Source organism: Natronococcus jeotgali DSM 18795 (assembly GCF_000337695.1).
Lineage (GTDB): Archaea > Halobacteriota > Halobacteria > Halobacteriales > Natrialbaceae > Natronococcus > Natronococcus jeotgali.
The window spans coordinates 21,939-35,530 of sequence record NZ_AOIA01000031.1; the positions used below are offsets into that span (position 1 = coordinate 21,939).

A 13,592-nucleotide genomic window follows, 5' to 3' on the forward strand; every position below is an offset into this window, starting at 1 on the left:
GACGCCGAATCGGTTTCCGTCCGCGCGGCGGACCGCGCTCGGCCGGGCCGAACGCGGATGCTCCGACGCCCTTTTGGCGCGGTCCGGCCAAGACTCGGCCGATGCGTACAGTCACGCTCGGTCCCGAAGGGACCTACTCGCACCGAGCAGCGAGCGCGATCGCCGACGACGACGAGATCGGGTTCCGACAGTCGGTGACCTCGATCGTCGAGGCCGTCGCGACCGGCGAGTACGACCGCGGCATCGTCCCCATCGAGAACAGCATCGAAGGGAGCGTCACCGAGAGCTTAGACGCCGTCGCGGAGTACGACGTCGCGATCGTCCGCGAGATCGTCACGCCGATCCGCCACGCGCTGCTCGCCCAGGGACCGGAGTTCGACACGATCGCCAGCCACTCCCAGGCGCTGGCCCAGTGTCGATCCTACCTCGAGCGCGAGTACCCCGACGCGACCCTCGAGGCCGTCGCCAGCACCGCCCAGGGCGTCGAGTTCGCCCGCGAGGATCCGTCGGTCGCGGGGATCGGCCACCCCGCCAACGCCGACATCGAGAACGGCCTCGAGGTGCTCGCCGAAGACATCCAGGACCAGGATTCGAACGCGACGCGGTTTTTCGCGCTCGCGCCCGCCGACGAGCGCTCGACCGGCGGCGGGAAGTCGACGTTCGTCGTCTACCCGAACGCGAACTACCCCGGACTCCTGCTCGAGTTGCTCGAGCCCTTCGCCGAGCGGGACATCAACCTCTCGCGGGTCGAGTCCCGACCCAGCGGCCAGCGACTCGGGGACTACGTCTTCCACATCGACGTCGAGGCGGGGCTGTACGAGTCCCGGACGATCGAGGCCCTCGAGGACATCGAGGAGTTGGCCGAGAAGGGATGGGTGCGACGGCTCGGGTCGTACGATCTCGAGCACGTCGTCGAGTAATCAACGGTCCCCGCTTCTCTGCTCGCAACCCGGTCAGCGACGATCAGTAGTGTCCCATGACGCCGGCCGCTCGAGCGCGGTCGGTACAGTACCGGAAGAGAGCGTAGCCGAGAGCGAAGTACGCGATCCCCACGAGCGCGAGCACCGAGAGTTCCGCGGGCTCGAGCTCCCAGAGCCGGACACCCTCGTTCATCATCCGTTGGAGCAGGTAGCTCCCCTGGGTGAGCGGGAGCAGTTTCAGCGCGACGAACTCCGTCGAAGTGGGCCCGAGGGTGATACAGGCGACGAGCGCGAACTTGACGAGACCGAAGACCGCACTGACGTTCTTGTAACGAACTGTCGCGCCGCCGAACAGCAGCCCGAGTCCGATCGTCGACAGGAGCGTGAGGGCGACGATTGGAACGATACTGAGGAGATCGAGCGAGATCGACTCCCCCGTCGTCAGGAGCATCAGTGCGAGCATCGCGAACCCGATCGAGAACGTCACCAGCAGCGAGCTGAGCGACAGCAACACCGCGATAGGGCCGAAGCCGATCGGCGAGAGATAGAGCTGCTCTAAGGTCCCCCACTTCGCCTCCGTCGCGAACAGTCCCGCGAGCGACTGGTAAGAGGCGTTTGCCATGACGAACAGGAAGAATCCGACGATCAGCGCGCCGAGCGTCTCGCCGAAACTCGGGCCGACGAGCGAGCGCCCGCCGACGTAGACGAGAAGAAACAGTGCGTACAGACCCAGTACCGCGCCAGCGGTGTTCAGCGGGTACCGTCGCATGATGAGCAGGTCCCGCCGCACCAGCGCGGACAGCGCCGAGGCGAGCGCTGACAGCGTCCTTGGGTCGCCTCCACTCATAGCGCACTCCGAGGGTGACATCGATCCTCGGTCGGTGACCGATCGAACGCGAACGAGTCGAGGACGGTTTCGAGGCTTCCCTCGAGAGTCCGTACCGACTCGATCTGCGAGCCGTGCGCCACAACCGTTCCGGTTAGCTCGTGGATGCGGCCGGCGTCCGGAACGGCGACTTCCAGCGTCGTTCGATCCCGACGCTCGGTGCAGGAGACGAGATCGTACGTCTGATCGATCTCGCTTCGCGCTGCCGGTGAGAGCTGTCCCTCGACGACCAGTTCGTACACCTCCGTCCGGAAGACGTCGACCAAGTTTTCGATGTCGTCGTCCGCCACGATACGGCCGTCGTCGAGAATGATACCTCGATCACAGACCGACTCGATCGCGTCGAGGTCGTGACTCGAGAGGACGATCGTCATCCCCCGTTGCTCCGCGAGGTCGACGAGCAACGCCTGAAGCTCAAGGGACCCCTCGGTATCGAGTCCGAGCGTCGGTTCGTCGAGAAACAGCACGTCGACGTTCTGTACCAGCGCTGCGGCAATCGAGACTCGCTGTTTCTGTCCTCGAGAGAGGTCGTTCACCACTTCGGTCGAGAGATCAGTGAGGTTCAGTTGGTCGATGGTCGCGCGAATTCGCTCGTCATTACACTCGGCGGCGTTCAGTCGGCTGAAAAACTCGAGGTTCTCACGGACCGTCAGTCGCCAGTACGTGCTCCGGGCTCCCTCGAGTACCGCGGCCATCTTCGCGTGAGCGCGATGCGGATGCTCCGCGATGTCGGTTCCGTCGACTTGAACATGTCCTCCCGTTGGAGAGACCAACCCGAGCAACGTTTTGAGCAGCGTCGTCTTTCCGGCCCCGTTCGGTCCGATCAGTCCGGCGATCGTTCCCGGTTCGATCTGCAGATTGACACCGTCGACTGCACGAACCGTCTCTTCGCTTCGTTCGTACGCCACGACTAGATTTTCGACGGAGATGATCGGGCACGTCGTCGGATCACCGTTCTCGGTCATACAGCGAAGCGTGGGCCTCGTGATCGTACATATAATCTCGCATACAACCGAGACGAGTGTGTACTCTCGGTACCACGTCCTCTTTCAGATTTATAACCGAAAGCGAGACCATTCAGACTCGGGTGACATACCCATGCTCCAATACATCGAAGCGGGATACGATGGCGATACGCTGAGCGGCAGTCTCAGCGTCGAAATCGGATCCTTCTAGAGGCGACGCTCGGAGGAACAGCCCTATCACCAACCCGTTTTGGCCGTGACGAGATGCTGCCGAATCGAGTCGAACGGGCGGTTGACCCCCAGAGGCCGGCCGTGAGAATACTGTGCCTATGAGTCCGGATCGCAACAGTCCCGTCGAAGCCGTCGAGGAGTGGAGAGTCGCGACCCTGTCATTGGTTCTGCTCGCAGTCATGTTCACAGTACTGATCGGCTCCCACATCGTCGCAAACAGCCTCCTTTCGATTCCCTGGCTCCTCCCGGAAGCAGAAGGGGCATTGATCGGCATCCCGGTCGCACTGGCCGTCTATCTCCTCGTCCCGAGGCTCGTCGGAATTCTACGCGAGGCGCTGTTTATTACGGTCCCCAGCCGATCGGTCCTTCGGTGGGCCGGAGTTGCGGTCGTCCTCGTCGGAGTTGTCACCGTCGGTAGCGTCGCGGGTCTCTCGGGGACGCTCGAGGTACACGTCAGCGACGGCCGGTTTCTCCGGAGAGTCCTGCTCAGTGCGGTGCTGTTGGGACTGCTCGCCGCAATAACGGAGGAGTTCGTATTTCGCGGATATCTGCTCTCGTTTATCGGCCACAACTGGGGATGGCCGGCGGCGATCGTGTTGACGTCGATACTGTTTGGATTGCTGCACAATAGCAAGGTCGCGGGCACCGGCGCATCGGGACTCTACGTGCTGGTCGCAACCTCAGCAGGACTGCTGTACGCGCTCGTCACCTACTACACCGAAAGCGTCTGGAACGCGGTCGTGCTCCACACCGTCTGGAACACCGTGTTTCACACTCAGGTAATCTCGATCGAGCCCGCCGAAACGCAATCGGAACGAGCGATAGTTAGCTACGAGTACGCCGAGGCCGGTTTCCTGTTCGGCGGAAACTGGGCGACTGCTACCGTGTCTCCGTTCGTGCTGCTCGTACTAGTAGTCGCATCGGCCACCGTATTACTCGACTACCGATCAAATTCCGTCGAGTAATGATCCGATAGTAATAACTTTCACAAATAAGTACTATAGGGCAGCTAGTGAGAAGCCGATGAGCGCAATACGGACGAACGACCTGACGAAGCAGTATGGATCGCAGACCGTGGTCTCGAAGATCGATATCGAGGTAGAATCCGGCGAGGTGTACGGGTTTCTCGGTCCGAACGGCGCCGGCAAGTCGACGACGATCGCGATGTTGCTGTCGTACGTACACCCGACCGACGGGACTGCTCAAGTCCTTGGCAGAGACGTCCGCGAAGGATCTGCCGAGATCAAACATCGAATCGGCGTGTTGCCGGAACAGTACCAGCTGTACGATCGACTAACGGGTCGAAAGCACCTCCGCTTCGCCATCGATTCAATGGGAGCAGGCGACGATCCGGACGCGTTGGCCGATCGCGTTGGGCTTGCGGCGACCGCAGTTCGGCGCCCGGTAGGCGAGTACTCGACGGGGATGAAACAGCGACTACGGATCGCATTAGCACTGGTCAATGAGCCAGATCTACTCGTGCTCGACGAACCTTCGAGCGGACTCGATCCGGCCGGGATTCAACTTCTCAAGGAAATCGTTCTCGAGGAGAGAGATCGCGGTGCAGCCGTGTTCTTTTCCAGTCACGTTCTCGAGCAGGTCGAGGAAGTCAGCGATCGTATCGGAATTCTCGTCGACGGTGAACTCCGAATGAGCGGAGATCTCAAGGAGCTCAAATCCGGTATCGGTGCTGCGGTCGAACTCGAAGTAGAAATCGACGCCGTTTCGCAGGAACTTCTAACCGCAGTCGAATCACTCGAAGCGGTCACGGGATGTACTGCCATCGATAGCGACTATGGAGGGCCCTCACTCTCCATCTCACTCTCGAGTGGCACCGCGAAAGCGGAGGTTCTCCGAACGGTCGAGGCACACTCGACGGTCGAGGATTTCACCGCTGAAGAGCAGTCGCTCGAGTCCCTGTTCGAGGAGGGCGTCGCGGAGGCGAACCGATGACGGTCGTCGACATCGCGCGCAAGGACGTCGCCGACGCCGTTCGCTCGAGAGCGCTGTGGGTCGCCACCGCGATCTTCCTCGGGTTTATCCTCCTGGCACAGGGGATCGTGCTGGCGGTCGTCGAGAATCCGGATCCCGAACTCGCAGCGCGCTTTCTCGAGGGCCCGGCGACGGAGGTCGTGCTCCCGATACTCGGCCTCCTCGTTGGGTATCAGGCGATCGTCGGCGAGCGCGAGACGGGCAACATGAAGTTCCTGCTCGGCCTTCCCCACTCCCGGCTTGACGTTCTGCTGGGCAAGTTCGTCGGACGGACGGCCGTCCTTTCGGTTGCTGTCCTAGGCGGGTTTCTGGCGGCGATCGGGATGATCGCGGCGACGATCGGACTCCCGCCGCTCGCCCCGATCGCGGCGTACGTGCTGTTCGTCGTCCTTTCGGTGGCCGCGATCGTCTCGATCGCGGTCGGAATTTCGGCCGTCGCCGAGACGAGGACCAGGGCGATCAGCGTCGCCATCGGAGGATACCTCCTCGCGACCGTTCTCTGGTCGTACGTCGTCGACGGGCTCTACTACGCGGTCACCCGAAGCCTTCCGGGTACCGATCCGCCGACGTGGCTCGCGATCGTCGATCACCTCAATCCCCTCACGGCGATGAGTACGAGTGCGGACGTGTTCCTCCCCGAGGCGAGCCAGATCGCGATCACGGCGACGGAAGAGGGAGTCAGTGCGACTCAGACCGAACAGACCCCGTCCGGCACGGCGGAGACGCTCGTGCACGAGCCGCTGTTCCTGGTCGCGGTACTGGTGTTCTGGATCGCTCTCCCGCTCGCGGTCGGTTACCTCCGCTTCCGGGACGCCGACCTCTCGTAGCTCTTACGAGTCGCTGTCCAAATCGTTTTTCACCCGCCCACCGTATTGCGGGTATGGCACTTACCGCAGGCGACGACGCGCCGACCGTCACCGCGCGCAACCAGGACGGCGAGGAAATCGTCCTCGAGTTCGACCACCCCACGGTTCTGTACTTCTACCCGCGGGACGAGACCCCCGGGTGTACGACCGAGGCGACCCAGTTCCAGCGCGAACTCGAGACCTACCACGAGGCGGGCGTCGACGTCTACGGCGTGTCGACCGACGACGTCGACTCCCACCAGTCCTTCTGCGAGTCCGAGGGACTGGAGTTCGACCTGCTGGCTGATCCCGACGCCGAACTCGCCGAGGCGTTCGACGTCGAGGTCCGAAACGGAGCGACCGCGCGAACGACGTTTTTCATCGGTGACAGCGAGGTCAAGGCCGCCTACGAGGACGTCGACCCGGACGGCCACGCCCGACAGGTGCTGCTCGACGCGCTCGAGGACGGCCGGGTCTCGCTTCCGGAGTAGTCGGCGCTCGCCGTTGTCTCCGCGTTCCGGAAGCGGTCGCCGACGAGCGACTCGAGTGCGTGTGGATAACAAGCACATGATTTATGGGAACGGACGATCAACGGGAAGACGTCGCTGGACGATAGCAAGTCCGGTGATCGGCTGGACGACGTATCGCGTGTGAAAACCACGACGATACGGGCCACGCCTCCTCGAGAACGAGGGTAAAAGAGGAGTCGAGCCACCTGTTCGCGTGGCCCCTTCCGAGCTGTTCGTCGATTTCGGTTCGTTCCGAGCAGAACTTATCCCTGTCGAGAACGTACGGTGGCGTATGCGCCGAAATCCGTTCGAGGATATCGAGGAGATGCTCGACCGCGTCAGCAAGCAGGTCGAGGGCGGGATGACGAGCGGTGGTCTCCAGGTACCGGGATCGGTTCCCGTCGACGTCGCCGACAGGGCCGAGGAGTACGTCGTCACGGTCGACCTGCCCGGCTACGACACCGACGACGTCGAGTTGACCCTCGCCGAGGGGACGCTGCGCCTCGAGGCCGAGCGGACCGACGAACTCGAGCACGCCTCCGAACGGTATATCCGACGCGAACGGACGCGTACATCGGTCAACCGTCGGATCCGACTGCCCGAACCCGTCGAGGAGGAATCGGTGTCGGCGAGTTACGAGAACGGCGTGTTGACGGTTCGACTGCCGAAGCTCGAGGGCGGCGACGACTCGAAGGCGATCGACATCGAGTAGTCGAGCGCGGCGTTCCGCCGACTCGAGGCGTCGGTATCGGCGGCTCGCGAAGTCGAACGCTCCGTTTTGACCGGACACCCGTCCGAAGAACGTTCAATGGGCTGTATAGAAAGTTATAGGACGCCGACGGTGCCTACACGTATATAAACAGATGAGCGACGCGGAATACGACCACGCGGCGGTCGAACGACGCTGGCAGGAGGCGTGGGACGAGGCGGAGGTCTATCGGACCCCCGACGACGTCGAGGATCCGACGTACGTCCTCGGGATGTATCCCTACCCCTCGGGAAAGCTCCACATGGGTCACGTCCGTAACTACACGATCACGGACGCCTACGCGCGGTACCGACGGCTGCGCGGCGACGACGTGCTCCACCCGATGGGGTGGGACGCGTTCGGTCTCCCCGCCGAGAACGCCGCGAAGGAACGGGACACCAATCCGCGGGACTGGACGTTCGACTGCATCGAGACGATGCGTGACCAGATGGAGTCGATGGGCTTCGGCTACGACTGGGAGCGAGAGATCGCTACCTGCACGCCCGACTACTACGAGTGGAACCAGTGGCTCTTCTCCCGGTTCCACGAGGAGGGACTCGTCGATCGACGCGACGCCGAGGTCAACTGGTGTCCCCACTGCGAGACCGTCCTGGCCGACGAGCAGGTCGAGGGCGAGGCCGAACTCTGCTGGCGCTGCGATACGCCGGTCGAGCAGCGCGAGCTCGAGCAGTGGTTCCTGAAGATCACCGAGTACGCCGACGAACTGCTCGAGGACATCGACGACCTCGAGGGGTGGCCCAACTCGGTGCGCCAGATGCAGCGCAACTGGATCGGTCGCCAGGAGGGGACCGAACTCGAGTTCTCCATAGACGGGTACGGCAGCGTCGAGGCCTTCACGACCCGCGTCGACACCATCCACGGCGCGACGTTTTTCGCGCTGGCGCCGGACCACCCGATCAGCGAGGAGCTGGCCGAGACCGACGAGGACGTTCGTCGCTTCATCGAGGAGGAGGCCGACCCCGAGGGCGACGAGCCCAACGGCGTCGCGACCGACCTGACCGCCACGAACCCCGTCACGGGCGAGGAGATTCCGGTCTACGTCGCCGACTTCGTCCTCTCGGACGTCGGGACGGGCGCGCTGATGGCCGTGCCGGGCCACGACGAGCGCGACCACGCCTTCGCGACGAAGATGGACGAGGAGATCGTCCCCGTCGTCGCCCCCGAGCCGGAGGACTGGGACGGCGAGACCGTTCCCGAAGCACCCGACGTCAGCGAGGAGGCCTATACCGAGGACGGCGTCCTCGTCAACTCCGGGGAGTACTCCGGCCTCGAGAGCGACGTCGCCCGCGAACGGCTGACCGACGAGATCGACACCGCCGAGTGGACCACCCAGTACCAGCTTCGGGACTGGGGGATCTCCCGGCAGCGCTACTGGGGGACGCCGATCCCGGTCGTCCACTGTCACGACGGCTGTGGATCGGTCGTCCTCCCCGAGGAGGACCTGCCCGTCGAGCTGCCAGAGTTCATCAACACCACCGGAAATCCCCTCGACGCCGCCGAGGAGTGGAAGGAGACGACCTGCCCCGACTGCGGTGGAGACGCCACCCGCGAGACGGACACGATGGATACGTTCGTCGACTCCTCGTGGTACTTCCTGCGGTACGTCTCGCCGGACCTCGCCGAGGCCCCGTTCGACCTCGAGCGAGCCAACGACTGGATGCCCGTCGACCAGTACGTCGGCGGGATCGAGCACGCCGTGATGCACCTGCTGTACTCCCGGTTTTTCACCAAGGTGCTGGCCGACCACGAGGGACTCGAGCACCGCGAACCCTTCGCCAATCTGCTGGCCCAGGGGATGGTCCAGCTCGAGGGCGAGAAGATGTCCAAGTCCAAGGGCAACGTCGTCTCGCCCCAGCGCATCGTCGAGGAGTACGGCGCGGACACCGCCCGCCTCTTTATGATGCAGGCCGCCCAGCCCGAGCGGGACTTCGACTGGAGCGAGGAGGGGGTGCGCTCGACGTACGCCTTCCTGAACCGGTTGAAGGGGATGGTCGAGGACTACACAACGAACGAGCCCAACGGGAAGGACGACGCCGTCGCGAGCTACGTCGACGGCGAGATCGACGCCACCGTCGCCATCGCGACCGAGAAGTACGACGAGCTGACGTTCAATCGTGCGCTGCGACAGACCCAGGATCTGGTGCGGACGCTCCGGCAGTACGCGGACTACGCCGAACCCCACGCCACCACCTACGAGCGCGGACTGTCGGCCGTCGTCCGACTGCTGGCGCCCGTCGCACCCCACATCGCCGAGGAGCTGTACGACGAGCTCGGCTACGACGGGTTCGCCGCCGCCGCCGAGTGGCCGACCGCCGAGGTCGACCGCGATCACGTCCGGAAGCGCCGCCAGCTGGTCGAAAATACCCGCGAGGACGTCCGCGACATCGTCGACGTCGCCGGCATCGAGGACCCGACTGAGATCGACGTCGTCGTCGCGCCCGACTGGAAGTACGACGCCCTGGAGATCGCCGTCGAGAGCGACGCCGACAACCTGATCGGCGAGCTGATGGGGGAGGACCACATCCGCGAGCAGGGTGACGCCGCGGCCGACTACGGCCAGGACCTGCAGGCCGAACGGGAGGCGCTGTCGACGACGCTCGAGCCCGAGGCCGAGTACGACGCCCTCGAGTCGGCCGCGTGGCTGCTCGAGCGCGAGTTCGAGGCACCGGTCAACGTTCGCCGCGCCGAGGAGGCCGACGAGAGCGTGCTGAAAAACGCCGAGCCCGGACGGCCGGCGATCGAGATCGAGGACGGGGACTGACCTCGAGCCGGCGGTACCGACCGCGTGGAACTCGTGGAACGGGCAGGCTGTTCTTTTATTTCCGCGCCCGTCGGTAGTGGCGATACCGGATGAGAAACGACGGCCGAGAGCGGTCGGACTCCGCGCGGTGGCCGGTCGCCGACGTTGCGAGCCCGAAAGCCCCGTACGTCGGCGCGATGACGTGGCGGAAGGGACTGTTCGTCCACTGGCCGATCGATCCCGAGGCGCTCCGTCCCCACGTTCCCGACCAGCTCACCCTCGAGACCAGAAACGGACGGGCCTGGCTGAGCGTGTTGCCGTTCGTCCTCGCGGACGCCGGCCTGCGAGGGACGCCCTCGCTCGCGCGGATCAGCATCACCGAACTCAACGTTTGAACCTACGTGCGCAACCGCGGCGATCCCGCACTGTACTTCTTCAGCGTCGACGTCGACAACACGGCGATCGGCGAAGCGATCGGGCGGGCGACCAGGCTCCCGGTTTACACCGCCCGGATGTCCCTCGAGGACGACGGCGATCGGATCGAGTTCTCGAGCGAGCGTCGGCGTTCGGCGACCGGCGATCCGGCCCGATTCGTCGCGTCGTACCGTCCGGCGGGCGAGACCTTCACCCCCCGAACGGGCTCGCTGGCGTGCTGGTTGCTCGAGCGCCGACGGTTCTACGCGCCGTCGGGACGGGGCGTCGTGGCGGCCGAGATCGCGCACGGTCCGTGGCCGCTCCGGCCGGCCGACGCGACGATCCGCGAAAACACGATGTTTGCGGCCAACGAGTTGCCGACACCGTCGGACGATCCCGTCGTCCACTACTGCGGCCGGCTGCCGATCTGGGGATCGATTCCGCGGCGGTTGCCCGACGCGTGACCGCTCGAGCGAGTCCCGTCGCGGTCGTTCCGTCGGAACGCACGATCGATCGTCGCCTCGAGGGATATAACGAATAATACGAACAGACGATAAATATCCGTTCAACACCCATATCTTTCATTATATATCCCGGAAACCGTCAGGTTTGTTTACCGAGGATCGAAATAATTCTTCAGCGGTAGTCCGCATGTCAACAGAACACGCAAACCACGACGGTTCCGGACGGAACTCGTTTATCTACGTGGTCGCCGCGCTCGCGGCGCTGAACGGGTTGCTGTTCGGATTCGACACTGGAGTCATCTCCGGTGCGATGCTGTACATTCGGGAGACGTTCGAACTGGCGACCGTTCTCGGGTTCGCGATAGATCCCTCGCTAATCGAGGGGATCATCGTGAGCGGCGCCATGATCGGCGCGATCGTCGGCGCGGCGTTCGGCGGCCGTCTCGCCGATCGCCTCGGCCGGCGCCGCCTCATTCTGGTCGGCGCGGTCATCTTCTTCGTGGGATCGCTCATCATGGCGGTCGCCCCGAACGTCGAGGTGCTGATCGTTGGGCGGATCGTCGACGGGGTCGGCGTCGGGTTCGCCTCGGTCGTCGGGCCGCTGTACCTCTCGGAGATCTCACCGCCGAAGATCCGCGGCTCGCTGGTCTCGCTGAACCAGTTGACGATCACCAGCGGGATCCTCATTGCCTACCTCGTGAACTACGCGTTCTCGAACGGGGGCGAGTGGCGCTGGATGCTCGGCCTGGGGATGGTTCCCGCGGCCGTCCTCTTCGCCGGAATGGTGTTCATGCCCGAGAGTCCCCGATGGCTCTACGAACAGGGACGGGAGGCCGACGCCCGCGAGGTGTTGGCCAGAACCCGTTCCGAGAACCAGGTCGCCGAGGAGCTCGGCGAGATCAAAGAGACCATCCGGAGCGAGTCCGGAACGCTGCGGGACCTGTTCCAGTCCTGGGTGCGCCCGATGCTCATCGTCGGCGTCGGACTGGCCCTATTCCAGCAGGTAACCGGCATCAACACCGTGATGTACTACGCGCCGACGATCCTCGAGTCGACCGGGTTCCAGGACACCGCCTCGCTTCTGGCGACGGTCGGCATCGGCGTCGTAAACGTCGTAATGACCGTCGTCGCGGTCCTGCTGATCGATCGGACCGGACGTCGGCCCCTGCTGCTCGCGGGACTGGGCGGCATGACCGTCATGCTCGGGATCCTGGGGGCGGTCTTCTTCTTACCCGGCCTCTCGGGAGGGCTCGGCTGGCTCGCGACCGGGAGCCTGATGCTGTACGTCGCGTTCTTCGCGATCGGTCTCGGTCCGGTGTTCTGGTTGATGATCTCCGAGATCTACCCGATGGAGATCCGCGGAACGGCGATGGGCGTCGTCACCGTCCTCAACTGGGCCGGCAACCTGCTCGTCTCCCTGACGTTCCTCCGGCTCGTCGACGTCTTCGGGCAGTCCGGAACGTTCTGGCTGTACGGCGTGTTGACCCTGCTGGCGCTGGTCTTCTGTTACCAGCTCGTCCCCGAGACGAAGGGACGCTCCCTCGAGGAGATCGAGGACGACCTGCGCGAGAAGGCGCTCGTCGGCGACGCGGAACGGGGCGACGCCGTCAGTAGCGGAAGCGACGACTGACCGCTCCGTCTTTTCGCGGCGATTTCGACCGTCGCTACCGGTCGGTGTGAATCAGTCCGAAGTCGAATCCGGCCTCGTGTTCCCGGGCGTCCTGGTAGACGACGCGGGCCGCCGCGACGTCCTGGATCGCGAGCCCGGTCGAGTCGAAGACCGTGACGCCGGTGTCGTCCTCGCGGGCCGCCTTCTTTTCGGTGACGAGCTCGCCGATCTCGCCGTAGATGTCCTCGTCCGAGAGCGTCCCCTCGCTGTAGGGGACGTTGACCTCGCCGGAGTGGGTACACTGCTCGTGGTCGTCGATGACGACGCGGGCCTCGAGCAACAGCTCGTCGGTCAGCTCGTGTTTGCCCTCGGCGTCGGCGCCGATCGCGTTGACGTGGGTGCGCTCGCCGACGTCCTCGAGGCCGACGACGGGATCTCTAACGGGCGTCACCGTCGAGAGGACGTCGCAGTGGCCCGCCTCCGAGATCGAGCCCGCGCGGACGTCGAACTCGTCGTCGTAGGCGTCGATAAACCGCTCGACGCGCTCGTCGTCGAGGTCGCTGACGACGACCTCCTCGATCGGACGGACCTCGCTGATCGCGTCGAGTTGCGTGTAGGCCTGGACACCGGCCCCGACGATCCCCATCGACGTGGCGTCGGGAACGGCCAGGTAGTCGGTTGCGACGGCCGCCGCTGCCCCCGTCCGCTTCATCGTCAGCGCGGTCCCGTCCATGATCGCCAGCGGGTAGGCGGTCTCGGGATCGGAGTAGATCATCGTCCCGAGTACGGTCGGCAGGTCGTGGTCCGCGGGGTTGTCGGGGTGGACGTTGACCCACTTGACCCCCGCCGCGTCCCACTCGCCCGCGTCCAGATACGCGGGCATCGACCGGAAGTCGCCGTTGTACTGGGGGAGGTCGATGTAGGATTTGGCGGGCATCTGCGCGTCGCCGCGTTCGTAGGCGCCGAAGGCGTCCTCGACTGCACCGATGACGTCCGCCATCCGCGCGTGCTCGTCGACGTCGTCGCTGTCCAGGAGAAGCGTCTGCATATCGGCGAATATTGCGGGCGGGTACTTAAGTGGTGCTAAGTAACGAGCAGCGGGCACTCTCGAGCGAGTCAGCGAAAGAAATCGGCGTGTGGGCCGACGAATCGATCGAAGACGATACGCGAGTGGACGGGTGGGTGGCCGAGCGGGCCGGGCTGACCCCCGTGGGTCGGGCCTTCCCGCTCGAGTAGTCGAGGTTCTTC

The 13,592-nt window shown here is 64.5% G+C and carries 12 protein-coding genes and 1 pseudogene; 10 read left to right on the top strand and 3 right to left on the bottom strand.

All coding sequences use genetic code 11. The annotated features are described in order from the left end of the window. The first annotated feature begins 101 nt into the window (after nucleotides 1-101). Nucleotides 102-920, top strand: a complete 819-nt coding sequence (gene pheA / locus C492_RS04260) for a prephenate dehydratase (RefSeq protein ID WP_008420797.1) — start codon at nucleotides 102-104, stop codon at nucleotides 918-920. 43 nt (nucleotides 921-963) lie between these two features. Here pheA and C492_RS04265 read toward each other — a convergent pair whose 3' ends face one another. Both C492_RS04265 and C492_RS04270 read right to left on the bottom strand, forming a co-directional pair. Then, entirely contained in the window at nucleotides 964-1,767 is an 804-nt protein-coding gene (locus tag C492_RS04265) for an ABC transporter permease (RefSeq protein WP_008420798.1), read from the bottom strand. Next, nucleotides 1,764-2,771, bottom strand: coding sequence for an ABC transporter ATP-binding protein (locus C492_RS04270; RefSeq protein WP_049892703.1), 1,008 nt, complete (start codon nucleotides 2,769-2,771; stop codon nucleotides 1,764-1,766). The genes C492_RS04265 and C492_RS04270 overlap by 4 nt, the downstream gene beginning before the upstream one ends. 329 nt (nucleotides 2,772-3,100) lie before the next feature. Between C492_RS04270 and C492_RS04280 the strand changes: the two genes are divergently transcribed. The 8 genes and pseudogenes from C492_RS04280 (at nucleotide 3,101) to C492_RS04315 (ending at nucleotide 12,365) form a co-directional block, all read left to right on the top strand. Further along, nucleotides 3,101-3,967, top strand: coding sequence for a CPBP family intramembrane glutamic endopeptidase (locus C492_RS04280; protein WP_008420804.1), 867 nt, complete (start codon nucleotides 3,101-3,103; stop codon nucleotides 3,965-3,967). Nucleotides 3,968-4,025: 58 nt separating this feature from the next. Next, nucleotides 4,026-4,955, top strand: coding sequence for an ABC transporter ATP-binding protein (locus C492_RS04285; protein ID WP_049892705.1), 930 nt, complete (start codon nucleotides 4,026-4,028; stop codon nucleotides 4,953-4,955). Beyond that, the gene (locus C492_RS04290) at nucleotides 4,952-5,821 is read left to right on the top strand and encodes an ABC transporter permease (protein WP_008420807.1); all 870 of its coding nucleotides are present in this window, start codon (nucleotides 4,952-4,954) and stop codon (nucleotides 5,819-5,821) included. Before C492_RS04285 ends, C492_RS04290 begins: the two co-directional genes overlap by 4 nt. A 53-nt stretch (nucleotides 5,822-5,874) precedes the next feature. Then, a complete protein-coding gene (locus C492_RS04295; protein ID WP_008420809.1) occupies nucleotides 5,875-6,330 on the top strand; it encodes a peroxiredoxin in 456 nt (151 codons plus the stop codon). Nucleotides 6,331-6,640: 310 nt separating this feature from the next. Further along, nucleotides 6,641-7,060, top strand: coding sequence for an Hsp20/alpha crystallin family protein (locus C492_RS04300; RefSeq protein WP_008420811.1), 420 nt, complete (start codon nucleotides 6,641-6,643; stop codon nucleotides 7,058-7,060). Nucleotides 7,061-7,211: 151 nt separating this feature from the next. Beyond that, nucleotides 7,212-9,878 (top strand): leucine--tRNA ligase, encoded by a 2,667-nt coding sequence (leuS, locus tag C492_RS04305; RefSeq protein WP_008420813.1) that lies wholly within the window; start codon nucleotides 7,212-7,214, stop codon nucleotides 9,876-9,878. 89 nt (nucleotides 9,879-9,967) lie between these two features. Continuing rightward, nucleotides 9,968-10,735 (top strand): annotated as a pseudogene (locus C492_RS04310) (YqjF family protein). A gap of 187 nt (nucleotides 10,736-10,922) precedes the next feature. Beyond that, nucleotides 10,923-12,365: a sugar porter family MFS transporter gene (locus C492_RS04315; protein WP_049892706.1), complete on the top strand. Its 1,443-nt coding sequence runs from the start codon at nucleotides 10,923-10,925 to the stop codon at nucleotides 12,363-12,365. Nucleotides 12,366-12,399: 34 nt separating this feature from the next. On the opposite strand, the gene C492_RS04320 is transcribed toward C492_RS04315, so the two are convergent. Further along, complete coding sequence (locus C492_RS04320; RefSeq protein ID WP_008420816.1) at nucleotides 12,400-13,392, bottom strand: alanine dehydrogenase; 993 nt, start codon at nucleotides 13,390-13,392, stop codon at nucleotides 12,400-12,402. Between the two features lie 29 nt (nucleotides 13,393-13,421). Here C492_RS04320 and C492_RS24130 point away from each other — a divergent pair, with 29 nt between their 5' ends. Continuing rightward, the gene (locus C492_RS24130; RefSeq protein ID WP_160166965.1) at nucleotides 13,422-13,580 is read left to right on the top strand and encodes a hypothetical protein; all 159 of its coding nucleotides are present in this window, start codon (nucleotides 13,422-13,424) and stop codon (nucleotides 13,578-13,580) included. The last annotated feature ends 12 nt before the right edge of the window (nucleotides 13,581-13,592 follow it).

Coding starts and splice junctions, on each gene's coding strand:
- C492_RS04265 (WP_008420798.1), bottom strand. CDS start 1,767: ATGAGTGGAGGCGACCCAAGGACGCTGTCAGCGCTCGCCTCGGCGCTG.
- C492_RS04300 (WP_008420811.1), top strand. CDS start 6,641: ATGCGCCGAAATCCGTTCGAGGATATCGAGGAGATGCTCGACCGCGTC.
- C492_RS04290 (WP_008420807.1), top strand. CDS start 4,952: ATGACGGTCGTCGACATCGCGCGCAAGGACGTCGCCGACGCCGTTCGC.
- C492_RS04320 (WP_008420816.1), bottom strand. CDS start 13,392: ATGCAGACGCTTCTCCTGGACAGCGACGACGTCGACGAGCACGCGCGG.
- C492_RS04270 (WP_049892703.1), bottom strand. CDS start 2,771: ATGACCGAGAACGGTGATCCGACGACGTGCCCGATCATCTCCGTCGAA.
- C492_RS04285 (WP_049892705.1), top strand. CDS start 4,026: ATGAGCGCAATACGGACGAACGACCTGACGAAGCAGTATGGATCGCAG.
- pheA (WP_008420797.1), top strand. CDS start 102: ATGCGTACAGTCACGCTCGGTCCCGAAGGGACCTACTCGCACCGAGCA.
- C492_RS04295 (WP_008420809.1), top strand. CDS start 5,875: ATGGCACTTACCGCAGGCGACGACGCGCCGACCGTCACCGCGCGCAAC.
- leuS (WP_008420813.1), top strand. CDS start 7,212: ATGAGCGACGCGGAATACGACCACGCGGCGGTCGAACGACGCTGGCAG.
- C492_RS04315 (WP_049892706.1), top strand. CDS start 10,923: ATGTCAACAGAACACGCAAACCACGACGGTTCCGGACGGAACTCGTTT.
- C492_RS04280 (WP_008420804.1), top strand. CDS start 3,101: ATGAGTCCGGATCGCAACAGTCCCGTCGAAGCCGTCGAGGAGTGGAGA.